The 20,849-nt window shown below is 69.7% G+C and carries 17 protein-coding genes; 9 read left to right on the forward strand and 8 right to left on the reverse strand.

All coding sequences use genetic code 11. From position 1 onward, the window contains the following. Nucleotides 1–53 precede the first annotated feature (53 nt). Together galE and manA are read right to left on the reverse strand one after the other, a co-directional pair. Complete coding sequence (gene galE, locus SZ60_RS05295; RefSeq protein WP_043594330.1) at nt 54–1,013, reverse strand: UDP-glucose 4-epimerase GalE; 960 nt, start codon at nt 1,011–1,013, stop codon at nt 54–56. An 82-nt stretch (nt 1,014–1,095) separates the two neighbouring features. Further along, entirely contained in the window at nt 1,096–2,262 is a 1,167-nt protein-coding gene (manA, locus tag SZ60_RS05300; protein WP_043594332.1) for a mannose-6-phosphate isomerase, class I, read from the reverse strand. 154 nt (nt 2,263–2,416) lie between these two features. Here manA and SZ60_RS05305 point away from each other — a divergent pair, with 154 nt between their 5' ends. From SZ60_RS05305 to SZ60_RS05315, 3 genes are all read left to right on the forward strand, one after another. After that, complete coding sequence (locus tag SZ60_RS05305; RefSeq protein ID WP_043594334.1) at nt 2,417–3,613, forward strand: acyl-CoA dehydrogenase family protein; 1,197 nt, start codon at nt 2,417–2,419, stop codon at nt 3,611–3,613. Between the two features lie 64 nt (nt 3,614–3,677). Beyond that, on the forward strand, nt 3,678–4,997 hold the full coding sequence (locus tag SZ60_RS05310) for an O-antigen ligase (RefSeq protein WP_043594335.1): 1,320 nt from the start codon (nt 3,678–3,680) through the stop codon (nt 4,995–4,997). Continuing rightward, nucleotides 4,994–6,313 (forward strand): hypothetical protein, encoded by a 1,320-nt coding sequence (locus SZ60_RS05315; protein ID WP_052505180.1) that lies wholly within the window; start codon nt 4,994–4,996, stop codon nt 6,311–6,313. The genes SZ60_RS05310 and SZ60_RS05315 overlap by 4 nt, the downstream gene beginning before the upstream one ends. Before the next feature lie 64 nt (nt 6,314–6,377). On the opposite strand, the gene SZ60_RS05320 is transcribed toward SZ60_RS05315, so the two are convergent. Beyond that, the gene (locus SZ60_RS05320; protein WP_043594336.1) at nt 6,378–7,163 is read right to left on the reverse strand and encodes a polyprenol monophosphomannose synthase; all 786 of its coding nucleotides are present in this window, start codon (nt 7,161–7,163) and stop codon (nt 6,378–6,380) included. Nucleotides 7,164–7,238: 75 nt separating this feature from the next. After that, on the reverse strand, nt 7,239–8,618 hold the full coding sequence (locus SZ60_RS05325; RefSeq protein ID WP_043594338.1) for a hypothetical protein: 1,380 nt from the start codon (nt 8,616–8,618) through the stop codon (nt 7,239–7,241). 135 nt (nt 8,619–8,753) lie between these two features. On the opposite strand from SZ60_RS05325, the gene SZ60_RS05330 reads away from it, so the two are divergent. The 5 genes from SZ60_RS05330 (at nt 8,754) to SZ60_RS05350 (ending at nt 13,504) form a co-directional block, all read left to right on the forward strand. Next, complete coding sequence (locus tag SZ60_RS05330) at nt 8,754–9,491, forward strand: glycosyltransferase family 2 protein (protein ID WP_043594340.1); 738 nt, start codon at nt 8,754–8,756, stop codon at nt 9,489–9,491. Continuing rightward, complete coding sequence (locus SZ60_RS05335; protein WP_043594342.1) at nt 9,488–9,868, forward strand: DUF2304 domain-containing protein; 381 nt, start codon at nt 9,488–9,490, stop codon at nt 9,866–9,868. The genes SZ60_RS05330 and SZ60_RS05335 overlap by 4 nt, the downstream gene beginning before the upstream one ends. Continuing rightward, nucleotides 9,865–10,887 (forward strand): glycosyltransferase family 2 protein, encoded by a 1,023-nt coding sequence (locus tag SZ60_RS05340; protein ID WP_231567055.1) that lies wholly within the window; start codon nt 9,865–9,867, stop codon nt 10,885–10,887. The genes SZ60_RS05335 and SZ60_RS05340 overlap by 4 nt, the downstream gene beginning before the upstream one ends. 122 nt (nt 10,888–11,009) lie before the next feature. Then, on the forward strand, nt 11,010–13,109 hold the full coding sequence (locus SZ60_RS05345) for a hypothetical protein (RefSeq protein WP_156155497.1): 2,100 nt from the start codon (nt 11,010–11,012) through the stop codon (nt 13,107–13,109). Further along, nucleotides 13,106–13,504: a GtrA family protein gene (locus SZ60_RS05350; protein WP_043594346.1), complete on the forward strand. Its 399-nt coding sequence runs from the start codon at nt 13,106–13,108 to the stop codon at nt 13,502–13,504. Before SZ60_RS05345 ends, SZ60_RS05350 begins: the two co-directional genes overlap by 4 nt. Before the next feature lie 50 nt (nt 13,505–13,554). Here the strand turns inward: SZ60_RS05350 and SZ60_RS05355 are convergent, their stop codons facing one another. The 3 genes from SZ60_RS05355 to SZ60_RS05365 form a co-directional block, all read right to left on the reverse strand. Continuing rightward, nucleotides 13,555–14,517, reverse strand: a complete 963-nt coding sequence (locus SZ60_RS05355; RefSeq protein WP_052505181.1) for an NAD(P)-dependent oxidoreductase — start codon at nt 14,515–14,517, stop codon at nt 13,555–13,557. Continuing rightward, a complete protein-coding gene (locus tag SZ60_RS05360) occupies nt 14,514–15,503 on the reverse strand; it encodes a glycosyltransferase (protein ID WP_043594348.1) in 990 nt (329 codons plus the stop codon). The genes SZ60_RS05355 and SZ60_RS05360 overlap by 4 nt, the downstream gene beginning before the upstream one ends. 82 nt (nt 15,504–15,585) lie before the next feature. Then, the gene (locus SZ60_RS05365; protein ID WP_043594349.1) at nt 15,586–16,773 is read right to left on the reverse strand and encodes a lipopolysaccharide biosynthesis protein; all 1,188 of its coding nucleotides are present in this window, start codon (nt 16,771–16,773) and stop codon (nt 15,586–15,588) included. A gap of 327 nt (nt 16,774–17,100) precedes the next feature. Between SZ60_RS05365 and SZ60_RS05370 the strand changes: the two genes are divergently transcribed. Beyond that, nucleotides 17,101–18,594 carry a DUF2142 domain-containing protein gene (locus SZ60_RS05370; protein WP_043594351.1) on the forward strand — a complete coding sequence of 498 codons (1,494 nt, stop codon included), beginning with the start codon at nt 17,101–17,103 and terminating at the stop codon, nt 18,592–18,594. Nucleotides 18,595–18,720: 126 nt separating this feature from the next. Here SZ60_RS05370 and SZ60_RS05375 read toward each other — a convergent pair whose 3' ends face one another. Beyond that, nucleotides 18,721–20,766, reverse strand: coding sequence for a hypothetical protein (locus SZ60_RS05375; RefSeq protein ID WP_043594352.1), 2,046 nt, complete (start codon nt 20,764–20,766; stop codon nt 18,721–18,723). Nucleotides 20,767–20,849: the final 83 nt, after the last annotated feature.

Genomic DNA, 20,849 nt, shown 5'->3' on the forward strand with positions numbered 1-20,849 from the left:
GTGTCGGGGGACGTTTCGGCAGGAACGGGTGATGTCGTGCGCGGAGTCGTGCGTCAGCCGCGAGGCGCGGCCTGCCAGGCGCTCGTGACCATCTCGAGCAGCGTGTGCCGCATCTCCCAGTCGAGGTCGCGCGCGGCCAGGCTGCCGTCCGCGACGATGCGGTCGGGGTCGCCGGGGCGACGCGGAGCGATCTCGGGGGTGAAGTCGATGCCGGTGCCCTCGCGCATCGCGGCCATGATCTCGGCGACGGAGACTCCCCCGCCCGAACCGAGGTTGTAGGCGGGCTCGACGGGCGCGCCGGCGTCCAGTCGCCGAGCCGCGGCGACGTGCGAGACCGCCAGGTCGGCGACGTGGACGTAGTCCCGGACGCAGGTGCCGTCGGGGGTGTCGTAGTCGTCGCCGTTGATCCGCGGGACGCGTCCCTCGGCGAGAGCCGCGAACACGAGCGGGAAGAGGTTGTGCGGGCTGGCGTCCCAGAGGTCGGGTCGGCCCGAGCCCACGACGTTGAAGTAGCGCAGGCTCGTGTGGCGCAGCCCCTCGGCCACGGCCTGGTCGCGCAGCAGCCACTCGCCGATCAGCTTGCTCTCGCCGTACGGGGACGCGGGCGCCTTGGGCGTGTCCTCGGTGACGAGTTCGGTCGGCGGCGTGCCGTAGACGGCAGCGCTCGACGAGAACACGATGCGGTCCACGCCGCGGCTCGACATGGCCTCGAGGAGGCGGGCCGTCCCGGTGACGTTCTGGTCGTAGGTGTGCAGCGGACGCTGGACCGAGACCCCGGCGTACTTGTATCCCGCGACGTGGACGACGCCCGTGACGCCGTGACGGTCGATGGTCTGCTCTATCAGCTCGCGGTCGAGGATCGAACCCCGGACGAACGGAACGCCGGCGGGCACGAACCCCTCGAGGCCTGACGAGAGGTCGTCGAGCACCACCGCGTCGATGCCCGCCCCCGTGAACTCGCGGACGACGTGAGAACCGATGTACCCGGCACCGCCGGTGACCAACCATGACATGGGGCCAACCTACCGGGTGCCCGACGGGTGGTGGCCCGCCCGGCACGGGCCGCGCGGGGCGGTCGGCGGCCCCGCCCCCGACTCAGGCCGGCGTGGCCACGTACGCGGTCCCGTCGCCGGTCATCGCGAGCCGGACCTCGTCGGGCGTGACGAACGCGGATTCGCCACGGCCGAGCCGGATGGTGCCGTCCTGCCCCTTGACGTGGACCTCGCCGTCGGTGACCAGCACGATGCTCGGACCGCCGATCTCGACGACGGCCCCGGGTCCCGAGGCGTCGACCCGCAACAGGGCGAAGGCCGTGCCGCCGGGGGCGAAGCGCTCGACCCCACGGGCGACCGGGACGGGCTCGAGGCGAGGCACCGGCAGGGGTTCGAAGTCGAGGACCTTCAGCAGTTCGGGGACGTCGACGTGCTTCGGCGTCAACCCGCCACGCAGAACGTTGTCGGACGGGGCCATGAGCTCGACGCCGAAGCCACCCAGGTAGGCGTGCACGTTGCCGGCGGGCAGGAACAGGGCCTCGCCGGCCCGCAGCGTCACCCGGTTGAGCAACAGCGAGAGCACGACGCCGGGGTCGCCCGGGTAGCGCTCGGCCAGGTCGACGACCGTCGCGACGCTGGCGCCCTCGGCCCGGTGGGCGGCGGCGAGCTCGCTGACCGCGGCGATGGTCGCGGCCGACTCGTCGTCGGCCCGGAAGAGGAACGCGAGGGTCGAGCGGAGGGACTCGCCCAGGTGGTGACGGAGCCGGTCGAGGCGCCCCGAGCCGTCGTCGAGCAGGTCGACGTCGGCCAGGGTCTCGGTCGGCTCGCGGAACCCGCAGAGGGCGTCGAAGGTGTCGCTCAGGGCCACGATGATCTCGGGCTTGGCGGAGGAGTCCTTGTAGTTGCGCTCGGGGGCGTCGAGCGGGACGCCGGCGGCGTCCTCGCGAGCGAACCCCTCGCGGGCCTGCTCGGGGGTCGGGTGCGCCTGGATCGACAGCGGTCCGTCGGCCGCGAGCAGCTTGAGCAGGAACGGCAGGTGGTCCCGGTCGCGACCGAGGGCCCGGCCCGGCTCCGCGGCGAACCAGTCGGCGAGGGTGTCGGCACCGCCCACCACCGCCGGGGCCACCACGACGCTCGGCGAGCCCGGGTGCGCGCCCAGCCAGAGCTCGGCCTCGGGGCGGCCGCTCGGTCGACGACCGAGCAGGTCGGCGATGGCCGTCGTCGAACCCCAGGCGTAGTCGCGGGGCGTGTTGGTGATGGCGAGGAACATGGCTTTACCTGCTTGTCGAGGTCGTGCTTGGTCGCCCCCTACAAAGCCGTACGGTCGACGACGCCGGGGCGTTGACCAAAGCTACCAATCCCTTGGTCACGGCCGGAGCGCTGCCTAGGCTCCTGTCGTCCCGACACGAAGCAATGGAGCACGGATGTCATCAGCGACCCTCACCTCGTTCACCTCTCTCGTCAGCGACTTCTACGGCTACGAAGACCTGCTCTCCGACCGCGAGAAGGGTGTGCTGGCCGACCTGCGCCGCTACCTCGAGACCGAGGTCAAGCCCGGCGTGAACCGCCACTGGGCGGACGCGACCTTCCCGCACGAGATCGTCAAGGGCCTCGCCGGCCTCGGCCTGTTCGGCATGCCGTGGGAAGAGACGCGCCCGTTCGAGAACTCCGCCGTCTTCCGCGGCTGGGTCGCCCTCGAGCTCGCCCGTGTCGACGCGTCCGTGGCGACCTTCGTCGGCGTGCAGAACGGCCTCGCCATGGGCTCGATCGGCGTCGGTGGTTCGCCCGAGCAGCGCGCCGAGTGGCTGCCCCGCATGGCGAGCGGCGACCTGGTGGGCGCCTTCGGCCTGACCGAGCCGTTGTCGGGGTCCGACTCGGCCCAGGGCCTCCGCACGATCGCCACGCGTGACGGCGACGACTGGGTGCTGAACGGCTCCAAGCGGTGGATCGGCAACGCCACGTTCAGCGACATCACGATCATCTGGGCCAAGAGCGCCGAGGACGGCCAGGTCAAGGGCTTCATCGTCCCCACCGACACCGGGGGCTACACGGCGACCAAGATCGAGGACAAGCAGAGCCTCCGCATCGTCCAGAACGCCGACATCACCCTCGAGGACGTCCGCGTGCCCGAGCGCAACCGGCTTCAACAGGCCGACTCGTTCCGCAGCACGGCGGCCGTGCTGCGCCTCACGCGGGCCGAGGTCGCCTGGGCGGCCGTGGGCAACTCCATCGGCGCGTACGAGGCCGCCCTGGCGTACGCCAACGAGCGCGTGCAGTTCGGCAAGCCGATCGCCAAGCACCAGCTGATCCAGGACCTGCTGGTCAAGTGCATTGGCAACATCACCGCGTCGATCGGCATGGTGGTGCGCTGCTCTCAGATGCTCGACGAGGGCACCCAGCGCGACGAGCACGCCTCGCTCGCCAAGGCGTTCACCACGGCGCGCATGCGCGAGACGGTCGGGTACGCCCGCGAGGTCATGGGCGGGAACGGCATCGTGCTCGACTACGACGTGGCCCGGTTCTTCGCCGACGCCGAGGCGCTCTACAGCTACGAGGGCACCCGCGAGATGAACACCCTCATCGTGGGCCGCAGCATCACGGGCCAGGCAGCCTTCGTCTGATCCGACGGGCGGGGTGGCCCCCGGTCGCCCCGCCGCGCCTCCCCCGTCGTCTAGCCTGGTGCCCATGACCTCGACGCTGCCCGCGCGCCCCGCCCGAACGGCGCCGGCACGCGGAGCCACGACGTTCGCGACGCTCGCGTTCCTCGTGCTCTTCGGCGGCGACGTCCTGCGCAACGGCACCGGCTGGTGGGGCTGGGGGGCGACCTGCGTCGCGATGGTGGTCGCGGCGGTCGTCCTCGTCGTGCGGCACCCACCCCGGGTGCGGACCCTCCCGCGCCTCCTCGTCCTCTTCCTGGTCTTCGCCGTCGCCTCGATCGCGTGGTCCCAGTACCCGGCCGGGTCGGCGATCGGCATCGTCCTCACGTTGATGACGAGCGTGGGCGCCCTGGCGATCACCGTCGTCGCCCCGTGGCCGGCCATCGTGGCCGCTCTCGGACGAGCGCTGCGCATCCACGTCGTGGCCTCCTTGCTGTTCGAGGTCGTCGTCGGGCTGTTCGTCCGGCAGCCGGTCTGCCCGGTCTACCTGGACTGCACGGGGCGGCCTGCGGCGTGGTTCTGGTCGCGCGACGTGTTGTTCGAGGGCGGACGCATCCAGGGACTGCAGGGCAACAGCAACATCCTGGCGATCATCGCCTTGCTCGCCCTCATCGTCACGGCCGTCCAGGCGGCGGACCGGTCGATCACCCGCGGCTCGACGGTCGTCGGGCTCGCCGCCGCGCTGCTGGCGCTCGCGCTGACCCGGTCGGCGACGGTCGCGGTGGTCGCGGTCGCCGTCGGCCTCGTCCTGCTGCTGGTGCTGGCGACCCGCCGTCGCGAGCCCGGTCGCCGCGCCCCCGTCTTCGGTGAGGCAGCGTTCGTCGTCGTCGTGGGTGTCGCCGTCGCCGTGTTCGCCCGCGGCCCCCTCCTCGCGGTGCTCGGCAAGAGCGGCGACCTGACGGGCCGCACGGACATCTGGTCGGCCGTCTACGACCTCGGCGTCGAACACCCCGTCGTGGGCTGGGGTTGGGTCAGCTACTGGTTCCCGTTCGTCGAACCGTTCAGCGACCTCGCCGAGCGCAACGGCGTCGTGTACCTGCAGGCGCACGACGCGTACCTCGACGTCTGGTTCCAGCTGGGCTGGATCGGCCTCGCGTTGTTCGGGCTCACGATCGTCGGCGTCGTCCTGAGATCGTGGTGGTGGGCCGTCGACCGGCGCATGCTCTCGCGCGAGGTCGCGGCCCCGTGGTCGGCCCTCGACCTCCTGCCGCTGCTGCTCGTGACGGCTCTGCTCGTCCACGGCGTGACCGAGTCCCGGCTGATCGTCGAGTGGGGCTGGGCCACGTTCGTGGTCGTCGTGCTCGTGACGCGCCGCGATCCCTTCGGCTGGACGGGCCACGACCGGTGACCTCCGGCCACGGCCACGGGTTCGACCACAGCCGCGATCCCCTGCGCCGGTACCTCTCGGCCTGGATCGGTTTCTCGGCCGGCGGGCACTTCTCGCAGGCCCTCTCGGTCGCCATCGTGCTCTACGCGTTCTCGACCCAGACGGTCCGGGCCTTGATGGGGTGGCCGGGCTCGCTCGCCGTCCTCGGCACCCTCGTCGTCCTCGCGGCCCTCTCGCTCGTCGGCGGTCGGCACCACATCGAGTGGCACGGCATCCTGCCCGTGTCACTGATCGCCCTCTTCGGGTTCATGGGCCTCAGCGTCTTCTGGAGCGACTACACCTGGGTCACCGTCGGCGGAGTCGCCTACGCCGTCGGGTTCGGCGCCCTGGGGCTCTACCTCGCCCTGGGACGCGACCTGGTCCAGGTCGTGCGGGCCTTCGGCGACGCTCTGCGCATCCTGCTCGTCGTCTCACTCTCCCTCGAGGTGCTGAGCGGGCTGCTCATCGACCAGCCGATCGCGTTCCTGGGCATCCAGGGCAACCTCGCCGCGGGCGGGCCCATCCAGGGCATCTCGGGCACCCGCAACTACCTGGGGTTCCTGGCGACGCTCGCCGTCATCACCTTCGCCGTCGAGTTCCTCACCCGGTCCGTCCCGCGACGTCAGGCCGTGGCCTCGGGCGTGCTCGCCCTCACGGCGCTCGGCTTCGCCCGCTCCCCCGCGACGGCGATCGCGGTCATCGTCCTCGTCGTGGCGGGCGTGGCGCTCGACGCGCTGCGGCGGGCCCCCGAGTCGAGACGGTCGCTCATGCAGTCGGTCTTCGCGGTGATCGTGGTGCTGGGGGGCGCGCTGGCCTATGCGGGCCGCTCGCGCCTCCTCGATGCCGTCGACGCCACGAACGACCTGTCGGTCCGGTCACTGCTCTGGGCTCGCATCCGCGAACTGGCCGCGGTACACGACATCGTCGGCTGGGGCTTCGTCGGGCAGTGGCCGACCGAGATCTTCCCCTACTCGACGATCATCGCCCCGAACGGCCGGCCACACGAGACGGGCCTGAACGCGTTCTTCGACATCTGGTTGCAACTGGGCCTCGTGGGGGGCCTGCTGCTCGTCGTGGCCGGCACCCTCGCGTTCGTGCGCAGCTGGATCACGGCCTCGGGCCACCCGATCGTTGCCTACGTCTGGCCGGCTCTCGTGCTGGTGCTGATCGGGGTGACGGCCGTCGCCGAGAGCTTCGTGCTCTTCGAGGGCACCCTCATGACCTTCGTCGCCATCGCGACGATCGCGGCCCGCAAGCGGTCCTGGCGCTCACGGTTGCCGCAGGCGGCCGGCCGGTAGGAGGCGCGGGTCGGGTCGGTCACCCCGACGCCGACCGCGAACGGCTCCGGTGCCCCGGTCGGGGTCAGTCCTCGACGACCCAGCGGGGCCCGGGGCGCTTGCCCAGCAGGGTCTGCAGGCGGCGCTGGACACCCCACTTCGTCACCCGGAGCATGGCCTCGACGACGATGGCCTGGCTCATCTTGGACTCGCCGAGCTCGCGTTCGCGGAACTCGATGGGTACCTCGACGACCCGGCCGCCGGCGTCGAGGACGCGGAGCGTCATGTCGACCTGGAAGCAGTAGCCCTTCGAGTCGATGCCGGTGAGGTCCATCGCCTCGAGGGCCTGGCGGGTGTAGGCGCGGAACCCGGCCGTGACGTCCTTGAGCTGGAGGCCGAGGGCGAGACGCGCGTAGAGGTTGCCGCCGCGGCTGAGGACCTGGCGGGAGACCGGCCAGTTGACGACCGAACCGCCCGGGACCCACCGCGAGCCGATCGCGAGGCTCGGGGCGGACGTACCGGCCGCGCTGACGAGCGAGATCATCTCGGGCAGCTTCTCGGGCGGGTGCGAACCGTCGGCGTCCATCTCGATGACGACGTCGTAATCGCGCTCGAGGCCCCAGCCGAAGCCCATGACGTAGGCGGAGCCGAGCCCGAGCTTGCCGGTGCGGTGTGCCACGTGGATGCGCTCGTCGTCCGCGGCCATCGTCTCGGCGAGCTCGCCGGTGCCGTCCGGGCTGCCGTCGTCGACCACGAGGACGTGGACCTCGGGAACGGCGGCGAAGAGTCGACCCAGGATGATCGGGAGGTTCTCGACCTCGTCGTAGGTGGGGAGGACGACGAGGGCGCCGGCGCCGGAGTGGTGACTCATTCTTGCCTTTCTGGTGACAACGCGTTCAGCCTAGACGGCACGGAGACCGTTCCGGCGACGACCGTGATGATGCGGCTACCGGCCGAAGCCGTCGCCGTCGAGGTCGGAACAGGCGACGTCGAGGCCCCACCCGGCCGGTGCCGAGGCGACGCGCACGACCCCTTCCGGGTTCGCCTCGCAGGCCACCCTGGCCGTCGCCACCGAGGCGGCCCAGTCGGGTCCCGAGATGCGAGTGTAGGAATAGGGCTCGAACTGTCGCGTCAGAGCCACGACCAAGAGCACCACCAGGAGCACCGCTCCCCCTCGGGAGACGAGGTATCTCGACGCCGCGAGTCGGTCGATGCCCGTCGCGAGCAGCGCGATGAGGAACATCGACGGCACCAGGGCATAGCGTACGTACCCCATGTCGCGGGTCAGCCCCATGCCTCGACTGACGAAATCGATCGTCACGGTCGGGTTCGCGTAGACATCGGTCACCCAGACCGCCACGACGCCGTACACGAGCACGGCGATAAGGAGGTTCCGGGCGCCTCCCCGACGCGCGAGACCGGCACCCAGGGCGATGACGAACGGGGCCGTGGCGGCGAGGGCCACCGCTACCCCGTGCGGCCCGGTCAGGAGGTCGGCGGCGCGTCCCGGTGAGACCCAGGAACCCATCACGGGCTCCGCGACGAAGCCGACGGCCGCGTTGACGACTTCGGGGAGGGGTGCGTCCCCGCGGACGCGTGGACTCGCCACGACGGAGGCGAGTTGGGCGACGCACGCCAGGACGAGGGCAGCGGCTCCCGATCGGGTCACGCGCCGGAGCACCACGAGGAGCACCAGCGGCAGGAAGATGACCGACTGCACCTCGCTCAGCACGACGACGACGATCACGATCACCTGGACGACGTGCCCGGGCATCCGACGCGGCCTCCAGATGACTGCGAACGGCAGCAGGTAGAGGAGGAACCAGTGCAGGTTGGCCGCGTTGCCCAGGGCCTCGAGGGCAGCCATCGGCGCCAGCACGGGAACGAGTGCGAGGGCAGCCCGCATGACCCTGCTCGTGACGAAGGACGCGCTGAAGAGGAAGACCAGAGCAGCGACGAGACCGACGACGGTGAGGCTCGCGATCGTCATGCCGAGCGCGAACTGGTCCTCGTCGGTCGCGACGGCCACGATGAGGTCCACGACGATCCGCGGAACGAGGTGGAGATATCCGTCGTAAGGCAAGAGGAGCGTGGCGAAGGGTCCCCGATCCAGACGCTGGACGAGGAAGAGCCCGGCGTCCTCGGCCCATGCCGTCCGCCTGACGAGGGGCGTCAACCTGTTCCAGCCGAGGACCACGGTGACGACGACGAGGCACGCCGCGACGGTCCGATCGAGCCACGCCGTCCTCGCCGGGACGTTCGGGGCCGCGTCATCGTCGAGAGACTCACCGGGGTAGCTCGCGGCGTCAGGCACGGGGATCGTCATGCGGCGCTTCCGATTGCGACGAACTGGCGTCTGGTGGGCTCTGGTCGACCGTCCCGACGACTCTAGACCGCAGAACGCGACGCCCGAACCCTGGCGTCCCCGGCTGCAGGCGGGGGCATTGCTATCATCGAGTCCATGTCATCGGCCCTGGCGCAGACTCTCATCGTCATGCCCGCGTACAACGAGGAGGCCGTCGTGGCCTCGGTGGTGGCCGAGGTGTTCGAGAAACTCCCCGGCGTGGCCGTGCTCGTCGTCAACGACGGCTCACGCGACGAGACCGTCCTCCGGGCGCGGTCGGCCGGCGCCATCGTGCTCGACCTGCCGTTCAACCTGGGGGTCGGCGGCGCGATGCGCACCGGCTTCAAGTACGCCCAGCAGCACGGGTACCGCTACGTCGTCCAGGTCGACTCCGACGGTCAGCACGATCCGTCCGGAGTCCCGTCGATCCTCGCAGCCCTCGAGACCGTCGACGTCGCCATCGGTGCACGATTCGCCGGCGAGGGCGACTACGAGGTCAAGGGGCCCCGCAGGTGGGCGATGGTCGTCCTGGCGTCGGTGATCGGCCGCATCGCCCGCACTCCCCTGACCGACACGACGTCGGGCTTCCGAGGCGCAGGACCGCGAGCCATCGCGATCTTCGCCCAGCACTACCCCGCCGAGTACCTGGGCGACACCGTCGAGTCGCTCGTCCTCGCGGCACGGGCGGGGTGCACGATCACGCAGGTCCCCGTGTCCATGCGTCCGCGGGCGGGCGGCACCCCGTCCCACAACCCCGCCAAGGCGGCCGTCTACCTCGGCCGTGCCGCCCTCGCCCTCGTCATCGCGTTGTGGCGTCCGCCCTTGGCCCTGAGCATCGAGGCACCCACCGCATGAGCGTCACCACCTACGTCTTCGGCATCGTCTCCGCGATCCTCGTCCTCGTCATCGTCTTCGAGATGCTCCGACGGCGACGGGTGCGCGAGCGGCACGCTCTCTGGTGGATCTTCGCCGGGGTCCTGGCCCTGGTCGTCGCCGTCTTCCCGGGCATCCTGACCGGAACGGCCACCGCCCTCGGCATCACGGCGCCGACCAACCTCGGCTTCTTCCTCAGCACGATCATCCTCTTCCTCGTGTCGGTTCAGAGCAGCGCAGAACTCACCGTCCTCGAGGAGAAGACGCGCACCCTCGCCGAGAACGTCGCGCTGCACGACGAACGTCTGGCACGACTCGAGGCGTCGACGCAGGCACCGATCCGGGACGTCGACGCGTGAGCATCTCCCCGCGCGTCTCCGTCGTCATGCTGGCCTTCGGCGACGAGGCCTTCCTCGGCTCCGCCGTGGAGGCGGTGCTCGCATCGGTGGGGGTCGACGTCGATCTCGTCCTGGTCGACAACGGATGCACCTCGGACGCCGTCCGGACGCTGCCGGGCGACCCGCGCCTCCTCGTGGTGACCCCCGACGAGAACCTCGGTTTCGCCGGAGGGGTGAACCATGGTGCGCGGTCGGCCCGTGGCGACTGGCTGGCCCTCGTGAACAGCGACGCCGAAGTGGCACCAGACGCCCTCGCGCGACTCGTGACCGTCGCGTCACGCCCCGGGGTCGGCATCGCCAGCGGCAGCATCCGCCTGGCGAGCGACCCTTCCACCATGAACAGTGCCGGCAACCCCTTGCACGTCGTCGGCCTGAGCTGGGCGGGAGGCCTGGGAGAGCCCGCGTCGTCCCACGCCGTCGAGGCGGACGTCGCCTCGGCCTCCGGGGCCGGTCTCGTGTTGTCGCGTGACCTCTGGCAGCAACTCGGGGGCTTCGCCGACGAGTACTTCGCCTACCACGAGGACGTCGACCTGAGCTGGCGGACCTGGCAGGCAGGACTGCGCGTGGTCTACGTCCCCGACGCCGTGGTCGTGCACCACTACGAGTTCAGCCGCAACGCCCTCAAGATGTACCTGCTAGAGAAGAACCGCCAGGTCTTCCTCCGAACGGCCTACGGTCGTCGCCTTCGAGCCGCGACGTGGATTCCGGTGACGGCGCTCGACGTCGCGATGTCCGTCGTGGCCCGAGCGCAGGGTTGGTCGGCCGAGAAGCGCCGAGCCCACACCTGGCTCCGCGAGAACTCCGATTGGATCAGGGCTCGACGAGCACACATCCAGTCCACGCGTCGGGTCGGCGACCGCGACCTGCTCCACCTGTTGACGGCGAACCTCGACCAGCAGGTCTTTCCCCTCCCGCGGGGTGCCGGTGTACTCCAAGGCGCGATGCGCGCCTACTGGGCCGTCGCCAGGCGTCTCGTATGAGCGGGTCGGACACGACGGTCCTCGGACCGAACGCGAGCACGACGGGAGGCACGGACCGTTCCGGTCGACGTCGATCGTGGCCCGTCTTGCCGGTCTCGCCTCGTGTGGTCCGGTGGCTGACGGTGGCGGTCCTCCTGGTCGTCCTCGAACTCGTCACGTTCTCCGGTTGGCTCTCGGGCGCCACGGCTCCCCAATGGGACTTCTACAACCAGTACAACACCGAGGCCTGGGCCTGGTGGCGCGACGGCGGCCTGTTCTCGCCACCCCAGTGGATGCCCTACGCCTGGGGTGGCTACCCGGCACTGCTCGACGCGCAGAACAGCTCGTGGTATCTCCCCGTAGGCCTCCTCACGGCCGTCACCCCTCTGACCATCCACGCGTCGGCCGTCCTCTCGGCCCTCCACGTCGCCTTCGGAGCCCTGGGCGCGTTCGTCCTGCTGCGCTCCTTCCGGGTGTCCTTCGTCCCGGCCCTGCTGGGCCTCACCGTCTGGTTCTTCGCGGCCGGCTTCTACAGCAACGCCACCCACCTGGACATCAACCGGGCCTACGCGTGGATGCCCTGGATCATCCTGGTCATCGGTGGCTCGTGGCGGTGGGATCGGTGGTGGCGATGGATCGCGGCGGGCGTCATCCTCTGGCAGGGGTGCCTGTCGTCCTACCCCGGCATACTCGTCGCCCTGGTGTACGTGGGCGCCGTCTACGTGGCCGTCACCCAGCTCACCCGTCGTCCACGACTCAAGGACTACCTCGTCCCCCTGGCGATCACGGCCGTGGGCGCCGGCGCCATGTGCCTGCTCCGGTTCCTCCCGCTGTACCTGACCAGGGGTGCGGGGTCCCCCTCGAACGACGACGCGAGCGCGTTCCCGCTGCGCATGGTGGGCGCCTTCTTGTATCCCTACGGGAACGACACCCTGCTGAACGACATCACGATGCGCTCGTTCTTCCTCGCGGCGCCGGTGTTCGCACTCCTTCCCTTCGTCGTCGTGTTGACACGTCGTACGACGCCGTTCATCGCACTCGCCGTCGCCGCAGCGGCTCTCGGCCTCCCGATCTGGCCCTGGCACGAAGCGGTTCGATCCCTGCCGGGCATGTCGCTGAGCCGGTTCACCATGTCGGACTTCAAGCCCTTGCTGCTCCTCGGGCTCGTGCTGACCGCCGTGTCGGTGATCGACCGGTTGACGCAGCGTGGCCGCCCGGACGGTGCGCTGCCGGCCCTTCCGAAACGGCGTGTGCTCGGCGCCGCGGCTCTCGGCGTGCTCGTCTGCATCGTCTTCGCGGTCGTCGCCGTCGTGGGCGATTACGACCGGCTCGGATCCGTCACCCAGCTGACGTTCCTCGCCGTCTCGGTGGTGGCCGTCTGGGGAATCGTGGTCCGGCCCCGCGCTGCCGGTGCTCTCGGGGCCGTCCTGATCGCCGTCGCTGCCGGATCAGGCCTCACCGCTGCCCTCGCGACCCCCCAGCCCTGGACATCCGACAGGGCAGCAGTCGAACAACTGTCGTTCGGGTCGAGCGTCTCCGACCTCATGGCCTCGTATCCGGCCATCGACCCGGACGCCGCTCAGAGGCCGGCGCGGTTGGCACCGGACGACGTCGCACAACCCGCGGAAGCCCTCTCGACCACCTGGGGACGCAGTTTCTACACGGGCGAGGCCGCCGTGATGGGCTACGTCAACCTCAAGGGAAGCGGCCCCTTCGAGCAGATCAACGACGACCTGTTCGACGGCGACGAGCGCCGAGAGGCACTCGCCTTCTGGTCAGCCCCGGGCGTGCTGATCCGTGAGTCCGACTCTCGGTTCCCCACGACCGGGCAGATGGACGCCTGTGCCGACTCAGGATCGTGTGGCACGGGTGTCGAGGTGACTCCGGACGGCTACTCGACGGGGTCCTTGCGGTACCGCGTGTCGACGTCGGACACCACGACCCTCGTCGCGAACGAGGCCTTCTACCCAGGGTGGAAGGCGAGCCTCTGCCCCAGCGACGCGGGAAAGGACTGCCAGGACCTCCCGGTCCGCGAGGCCGACAACGCCGGCCTGCGACTCGAGGTCCCGGCCGGCGACTGGACGCTCTCGCTCGACTACGGAATCCCGGGACAGACGGCATCCTTCGTCGCGTTCTGGGGCGGCCTCGCGCTGTTGCTCACCATGTCGGTCGGCGTCGAGGTCATCCGCCGTCGACGGCGTCCCCTCGGCGCAGACCGAGTCGACTCCGGGGACAGAGCATGACCCCGACCCGATCCGAACACCTGCGCACCCTTCTCCGCTTCGGCCTGGTCGGTGGCGGGAACAGCCTGCTCCATGCCGGCGTCGTGCTCGGTCTCGGCGCGATGGCGGGAGGAACGCCGGGATGGTTTCTCGTCCTCGTCGGTTGGGTCATCTGCATCCCGATCGGCTACGTGACCCAGGCGCGGCTCGTGTGGCGACGCCCTCTGACCTGGACAGGTCTGATCAAGATCTCCATCAGCCAGGTTCCGAGCGCCACGGTGAGCACGGCTCTGGCCGGCGTCGGAGGCGCACTGGGCTTCCCGCTGATCGCGCAAGAGGGCATGGCCCTCGTGAGCGGCGCGGTGATCAGCTATGTCCTCCAGCGGTTCTGGGTCTTCCGCGCCCCGGTTGCCTGACGACGAAGAACCCCGGGGCTCGGTCAGGCACTGGTCACGGTCGCCCGTGATCACCCTCGCCGTGCGCCGACGAACTGAGCGAACATGTCTCGCCATGTCGCGCCGATCCCCACGGCGAGTGGGGTCTCCTCCGATGCGCGGAGCGCGACGGGTGACGGAACGAGGCGCAGGTCGTGAGTCTGCATGGACGTCAAGGGGGAAACGCCCTGGACGATCAACGGCTTGCTCCCGGCGACGGCGGCGACGCTGGTGATGACGGTGGCGACGGTGGTCGCCGACCCGCTCGCCAGAACGTGCAGTCCGGAGCGTGCCGACGACGACCGGTGCGCCCGGACCACGGCGAGGGCCATCCGAGCGGCGTCGTCCACGAAGACGTAGTCCCGGAGCGTGTCCAGAGGCACGAAGATCGACATGGGCCGCCGGTGGAGGGTACTGCGGCACAGGTGTGAGATCAGGCCCTGCTGCTTGTCGAGATCTTGACCGGGGCCGTAGATGTTCGAGAACCGGCCGACCACCGACGTGATCGATCCGTGCCCGTCCAGCGTGTCGAGGGCCGCCTCGAGTCGCAGTTTCGTCCGGCCGTACTCCCCGAGGGGAACGGCTGGTGACGCCTCCGAGAAGGGTGCACCGGTCGACCCGGCGAAGACCCCGCCCGCCGAGGACGCGAGGAAGACGACGCCGTCTCCTTTGTGCGGTACAGCGGCGAGCCGCGACAAGAATGCCTCGAACTGCGCGACCTCCTGGTCGGCAGCTGCGCGGTCCATGCCGTTGACCCCGGCACCCGCGCACCAGAAGACCGCCCACGGCCCGCTTCGCTCGGCCAGGGCCGAGGCGATCACTGAGAGGTCCTCCGTGGCGGCGACCGGAGAACCCCACCGGACCCGCGGTGCGTCGTCGAGCATGAAGTGCTCGCTCGCCCGGATCGCTCTGACGACGGCCGATCCGAGCAACCCTCGGGCTCCGACGACGACACTCCCGACCTGTGTCGCCGTCGTGCTCGACCCGACGGTCACCGTGCGGAGGTCGGACGGTCGGATGCCGCTTGTCGGCCGAGGGGCCCGGCGGCGATGTCGTTCAAGATGACGTATGCCGGGCGCCCCATGGCACTGTTCACGGCGACGCCGATGTACTCGGCCACGATGCCGAGGAAGAACAGCACGGCCCCGCTCGCCACGAGCAGGACGATCATCAAGGACGCCCATCCGGGCTCGACGATGAGGTCGAAGAGCCTCGCGATCAGGACGAAGACCGCGAAGACGGCGCCGACGAGGGCCAAGGCTGCGCCGACGATGCTGACGAGTCTCAACCCCTTGGTACCGGAGGTGAGGAACATGCGCCAGAAATGGGACAGGAGCTTGCGAGGAGAGTACCCGGAGCGCCTGCCCCCCTCTTCCCGCAACACGACGTCGCACTGGGCGACGCGTGCCGTGATCCATCCGAGTGCGACGTCGAGGTAGACACCCGTTCCCGCGTAGGCCGAGACTGCCCGCGCGACGTCCCCCAGAACCAGTCGATAGCTCTGGTAGACGGTCACGTTCGGGTCGCTCGACACGCCTGAGATGACCCTCTTCGAGAGCTTCGAGGCCATGTTGCGGAGCACTCCGTGGGGCGCGGCGTTGCGGGCCCTCGAATACACGAGGGCGGCCTGCTGGCTCATCGCCGTGTCGAGCATGTCCGGGATGAACGCAGGATCGTGCTGACCGTCTTCGTCCAAGGTCACGACCCATTCACCGCCGGACGACGCCATGCCCGCAAGTGTCGCGGCGTGTTGTCCGTAGTTGCGGCTCAGCCAGACGGGTCGGACCTGAGGATACTTCGCGGCGAGTCGTCGGATTTCTCCGTCCGACCCGTCGGGACCGTTGTCGAAGACCAGGAGCACCTCGTCGACGACGTACGCGTGGCCCCCGCCCGAGATCTGGACGTCGAAGAAAGGCGCGAGCTCGTCGAGGACCCCTCCGAGTGTGGTGCGACCCTGGTAGACGGGCACCACCACAGACATCCGGTGAGGATTGATGGTCTCTTCGTTCCCCGAATTCACAGGACTCGACGGTAGCACAGGGCCGTCCCTCCGCCTCGTCCGGTCAATGCCCGGACGTGCCGTCGGGCGGCGTCGTGGCGAGGCTCTCCTGGACCGCCGCGGGCGCCGCAACTCGGCTTGCCAGGACGACGGCGGCAACGAGGTTGATGGTGGAGCCCACCAGGAAGCCGAGGCTGCCTGCCTGGACACCCCAGGTCGGCGCCGCCACAGCCATCGTGACCACGCCCATCACGAAACCGGAGACGGTCGTCAGCGCGACGGCGCGTGACCTGCCGGACGCGAGGAGGAAGGCGGCGGGCACCAGGCCGATCGAGAAGACGTAGACACCGACCATGAGGAAACGCAGCAGAGGGACGGCCTCGGCACCCTCGGCCGGATAGAAGAACGGCAGGTACCACGGCGCCGCCCAGGCGACCGCTCCGAAGACGATCGCCGCGACCGCCGCGAAACCGGCGAACAGCGCGAGGGGCCCGCGCTGGCGGAGGGTCGCTCCCCCGACGCGGTGCGCGAATGCCGGCACGACGATCTGGCTCACGGCCTGACCGAGCATGGATGCCGGTGTGGCCAGGGTGAACGCCGCCGCGTAGATGCCGGCTCGCGTTCCGGGCTCGACGACCTGGGCGGTGATCATGGCCAGTTGCAGCAACCCGTTCGTGGTCACACCCGCCAGGACGTTCCACCCCGCGAATGCGAGGGCGTCTCGGGTGACGTCCGGAGCGACCTGCATCCCGCCCTCACGCACCGGGATCGACCTGGGCCACGACGCCACCGTGAAGACGGTGTAGCCGATCGAGAGGGGCACGAGGACGAGACCACCCTGTCCACTCACCATCACGACGACCAGCAGTCCGAGACTGAGCGCGGCGGACAGCGTGTCCCAGAGGGCGACACGCGCAGTACGGTGCCTGCCCAGCTGCCCGCCCCGCGTGTAGGCGTACGTCCCGTAGCCGATCACGAGCCAGGCGCAAGAGAGCGCGACGGGGAGGGAGTTGCCGAGGGCGAGGGCGACCGGCACGGATGCCAGCGCCAGCACTGTGCCCGATCCGAGGACTGTGGCACCGAGAGCTCGATTGAGCCGCCGATCGTCGACCCGCCCCCTGAGCGCGAGCGCCAGGAACCTCGAGGCGGTGTTGCCCGCGGCGGTCGGCCACAGCAGCGCGGCGAAGATCGACAACGAGAGCAGGGTCGACGCGTGACCGAGCGCTTCGGTGCCGAAGGCAGCGCCGATCACGACGGTGTAGGCGAGACGGGACAGCCCCTGGACGCCGATTCCCCACGTCGACAGGGCGGCGGACAGCAGAACCGAGGTGGAAGGAGAGGAAGCATCAGCGGGAGACGTTCGATCCGGGCCACTCACGAGGGTCGAGCTTACGGGAGCGCTGGCACGGCGTGCGCCGGGAGCCGACGACGAGTCATTACCATCGACACGGCACAACGCCACGCATCGCGACCGAAAGTCCCCTCACACATGACCCACAGCGCCCCGACCGAAGCGCCCTCCACGGAGGTCCGACAGACGAATCCGCCTCGTGCGGCACACCGACGAAATCCCCTGAAGGTGTTCGTCGGCGCCTTTCTGATCCTTTCGGCGGTCGGCACGAGCTGGGTCTTCGGCAGCCCCGTCATGGCCGTGCCGGACGAGCCCGCCCACGCGATCCACGCCGCTGCCGTCGTCCGCGGACAATGGACCGGCGAACGAACCGATCAGGGCGGCTGGACGAACGTCGAAGTGCCCGAGTACGTGGCCGAGAGTTACGACGTCCGCTGCTACGCCTTCAACCCTGCGGTGTCCGTCGAGTGCCAGGGTGAGATCCCCTCCGGCGAGTCTCCGACCGTGATCACGACCTCCGCAGGCTCCTACAACCCTGTCTACTACGCATTCGTCGGACTGCCCAGTCTCGTGCTGGACGGAGCGAGCGCCTTCTATGCCATGCGCCTCGTCGGCGTCCTCCTGTGCGCCGCATTGCTCGCACTCGCCGTGGTGGCCCTGACGCAGCTTCGCCGCACGAGCTTCGTCGGCATCGCCTTCGTGGCGGCGACGACACCCATGGTGACCTTCCTCATGGCCGGCATAAACCCGAACGGCATGGAGATCGCGTCGGCCGTCATGCTCTTCTGCTGGTTGCGCCTCCTCACGGATCGGATCGACGAGGGCATCCCGGCTCACCGCGTCGTCATGGTGGCGCTGGCCGCCGTGGCGGTCGCCAACACGCGGAGCATCGGACTGCTCTGGCTCCTCGTCATCGTGGTGGCCACGCTCGCGGACCTTCGTGTGCTCAGGCTGTTGGTCCGTTCACGGGCGTTCTGGATCGGGACCGTCGGCATCGGCCTGGGCGTGGCCTTCAGCCTCGTCTGGCTCGCGTCGACCCAGAGCCTGGACGTCACGGTTCCGAACCCGGGTGCGGGCACGCCCTTCCCCGCCGCGTTCCACATCATGGTCACCCAGACCTACGAGAACTTCCAGGGCTACGTGGGACTCTTCGGCTGGCTCGACACCCCGGTGCCGTCGACGGTGGTGTTCCTCTGGACCTCGGTCGTGTTCGTGGCCGTCGTCGGAGGACTCTTCTTCGGTCGTGGCCCGAGTCGACGGGCCCTCATCGTCGTGCTCGCGGCGTTCTTGCTGGTCCCTCCTCTCGTCCAGGGCGCGACGGCCTTCGACTACGGCTTCATCTGGCAGGCCCGTTACGTCCTCGCGCTCTACGCCGTCACCGTCGTGGCGGCCGGCGTGGCCCTGGACGTCGCCTTCCCGAACGGTCTCGCCGAACCGCGGGCACGGCGACTGGCGTTCGCCGTGCTCGGTCTCCTGGCTGCGCTCCACGTCTACTCGTTCCTCTGGAACCTCCGTCGTTACGTGGTGGGAACACCGGACGGCTGGCGGAAGATGTTGGCAGCTCCGGAGTGGCAGCCGCCGGGAACGTGGATGTTGTGGGCGGCGGTCCTCGTCGTCGCCGTCGGGGTGGGCGTCGAGGCGACGCGCCGCACGTTCCTGGCTCGTCCATCCCTTCTCGTCGACGAAGCCGGCAGAACCACGAGGCCAGTCACGACCTCGTGACGCGGTGAGGCAGCGGGGAGACCAGACATTCCTCGCCGCCCCCCTCGCCCGAACACCACAGACACGGGGCAGACGACGAAGGGCCAGGGCTGATCGCCCTGGCCCTTCGTGTGTGCGCCGACCCGGTCAGGGGACGATGACCTGCCCGCAGAAGAGTTGCGGATTCGTCCCTCCGGCCGTGTCGAGAGCGTAGACGCACACCTGACGAGGTCCGGACGCAGCCGGGACGACGGCCTGGTATCCGTGCGAGCCCGTGACACCGAAGACCCGGTTCACGTCAGGCCGGGGCTGGTCGGCCGAGAGGGCCGTGCCCTTGCCGTCCACGTAGACGTGCACCGGGATGGACGCCGCGGTGGCGTCGGGGTCGAAGGCCCATCCCTTGACGGACACTCCACCCGCCACTCCGACGACGGACTCGTTGCTCGCGGTCGGTGGGGCGTTGGTCGTGACGAAGGTCTGACAGCGCATCAGGACGGTCGCCCCGGCCCCTTGGTTGATCGCATAGACGCAGATCTCGTGCGAACCGCTCCGGACGGGAACCGTGGTCGAGAACCCGTGGGCGGCTCCGTAGGCGGGGAACGACCTCGCGATGTCACTTCGAGGTGCGTCGGCCGTGATCGCCCGTCCGACCCCGTCGACGTACACGTGAACCGGGATGGACGCCGCTGTGTCCGGGTCGAGCGCCCAACCGCGCACGGTGACGGAGTCGCTGGACGCCGTGACGGCGTCGACGACGCCGATCGGAGAGCCGGACGGAACCGACACCGAGGAGCATCTCATCGTGGTCGTGCTCCCCGCCCCGACGTTCAGCGCGTAGATGCAGACGTCATGTGCGCCCGGGGTCGCCGCAAGGGTGGTGGAGAACCCGTGGGCTGCACCGTACGCGGGGAAGTTGCGACCGATGTCGGGCCGGTTCTCGTTCGCCACGAGTGCGGTGCCCTTTCCGTCCACGTAGACGTGCACGGGAATCGACGCCGTCGTGTCGTAGTCGAGGGCCCAACCCGAGACGACGATCTGACCGGGCCCGGCGGCCAGGGTGTCGACGACACCGACCGGGTTGGGCGGCAGCACGGTCACCGAGCGGCATCCGAGGGACGAGGTGTTCCCCGAGGCCACACCGATGGCGTAGACGCACACGTCCCACGTTCCGGGGGACGCCGCGACGCTCGCGGAGTACCCGTGGGCGGAGCCGAGAGCCGGGTAGACCGCACCGACGTCGGGCCGCGATCCGTCGGCTCGGATCGCCGTGCCCTGAGCGCCCACGTAGACGTGGACGGCGATCGACGCGGACGTGCTCGGGTCGGCGGCCCAGCCGCTCACCGTGACCTTGCCCACGCCGCCACTGAGCGACTCGATGCTGCCGAACGGTTTCGTGGGTCCGGTCGGCGAGCCGAACCAGTCGTTGAAGTAGACCCAGAAGTTCCGGTTGCCGTAGGCGGAACAGGCGTCTCCCGATCCGTTGAGGTTCGCCAGCGCCGCGGCATTGGGCGTGTAAGGCGTGTAGTAGTACAAGTTCGCCGTGGCCTGGTTCTTGATGAAGACGCTCTTCGAACCGCACGCGGCATTGGGGTTGTACAGGACGTTGCGGTTGCCACCCGGGGCGTACTGGGTGAAGTAGTTGCTCGTCCCGGCTGGATTGGCGTAACGCTTGAACTGCCAGGACGCCTTGTAGAGCTGGTTGTAGACACCCGCGAACGACGGATCGCAGCCCCCGTTGGCACTGTCGGGGCACGCATAACCCATGGCTCGCTCGAGTCGTGCGTCCGACGGCCCCTTGGCGATGGAGCCCGTGACCAGGCTCTGCTCCTTCTGGAGCGTCACCAAGAGGACCTGGGGATTGATCCCGCAGGCCTGGGCGACCTTGGCGATGATGCGGGAGACGGGCTCCTGGGACGCCCCTTGGTACGCACCGCACATGGCGTCCGCCCCCCGGGACGAGGTGTCGAGCCTCTTGGCACTCAGGCAGTTGGCATTCGTGCAGCTACCGATGCGAGAGGTCAGGAACGCCTGGATCTGGGCTTCGGACATCGCGGACGCGTTGAAGAACGTCTGATCCGAGATGATGTTCCCGGGATCGAAGTCGGCCCCGGACACCGCCTGGGCCGGTGGGGACGACGAACCCCACGCCAGGCCGGTCATCAGACCTGCTGCGACGGCGATGGCTGCTGCCATCGCGATGAACCTTCTCGACACGGACGGCCTCCCTGGGGCGTGCGGTCGAGGCGTCTCCCTCCGCCGCTACCTGGCGGCGTGCC

It is taken from the genome of Frigoribacterium sp. MEB024 (genome assembly GCF_000878135.1).
In the GTDB taxonomy this organism is placed as follows: domain Bacteria; phylum Actinomycetota; class Actinomycetes; order Actinomycetales; family Microbacteriaceae; genus Frigoribacterium.

Coding starts and splice junctions, on each gene's coding strand:
- galE (WP_043594330.1), bottom strand. CDS start 1,013: ATGTCATGGTTGGTCACCGGCGGTGCCGGGTACATCGGTTCTCACGTC.
- manA (WP_043594332.1), bottom strand. CDS start 2,262: ATGTTCCTCGCCATCACCAACACGCCCCGCGACTACGCCTGGGGTTCG.
- SZ60_RS05305 (WP_043594334.1), top strand. CDS start 2,417: ATGTCATCAGCGACCCTCACCTCGTTCACCTCTCTCGTCAGCGACTTC.
- SZ60_RS05310 (WP_043594335.1), top strand. CDS start 3,678: ATGACCTCGACGCTGCCCGCGCGCCCCGCCCGAACGGCGCCGGCACGC.
- SZ60_RS05320 (WP_043594336.1), bottom strand. CDS start 7,163: ATGAGTCACCACTCCGGCGCCGGCGCCCTCGTCGTCCTCCCCACCTAC.
- SZ60_RS05325 (WP_043594338.1), bottom strand. CDS start 8,618: ATGACGATCCCCGTGCCTGACGCCGCGAGCTACCCCGGTGAGTCTCTC.
- SZ60_RS05330 (WP_043594340.1), top strand. CDS start 8,754: ATGTCATCGGCCCTGGCGCAGACTCTCATCGTCATGCCCGCGTACAAC.
- SZ60_RS05335 (WP_043594342.1), top strand. CDS start 9,488: ATGAGCGTCACCACCTACGTCTTCGGCATCGTCTCCGCGATCCTCGTC.
- SZ60_RS05350 (WP_043594346.1), top strand. CDS start 13,106: ATGACCCCGACCCGATCCGAACACCTGCGCACCCTTCTCCGCTTCGGC.
- SZ60_RS05360 (WP_043594348.1), bottom strand. CDS start 15,503: ATGTCTGTGGTGGTGCCCGTCTACCAGGGTCGCACCACACTCGGAGGG.
- SZ60_RS05375 (WP_043594352.1), bottom strand. CDS start 20,766: ATGGCAGCAGCCATCGCCGTCGCAGCAGGTCTGATGACCGGCCTGGCG.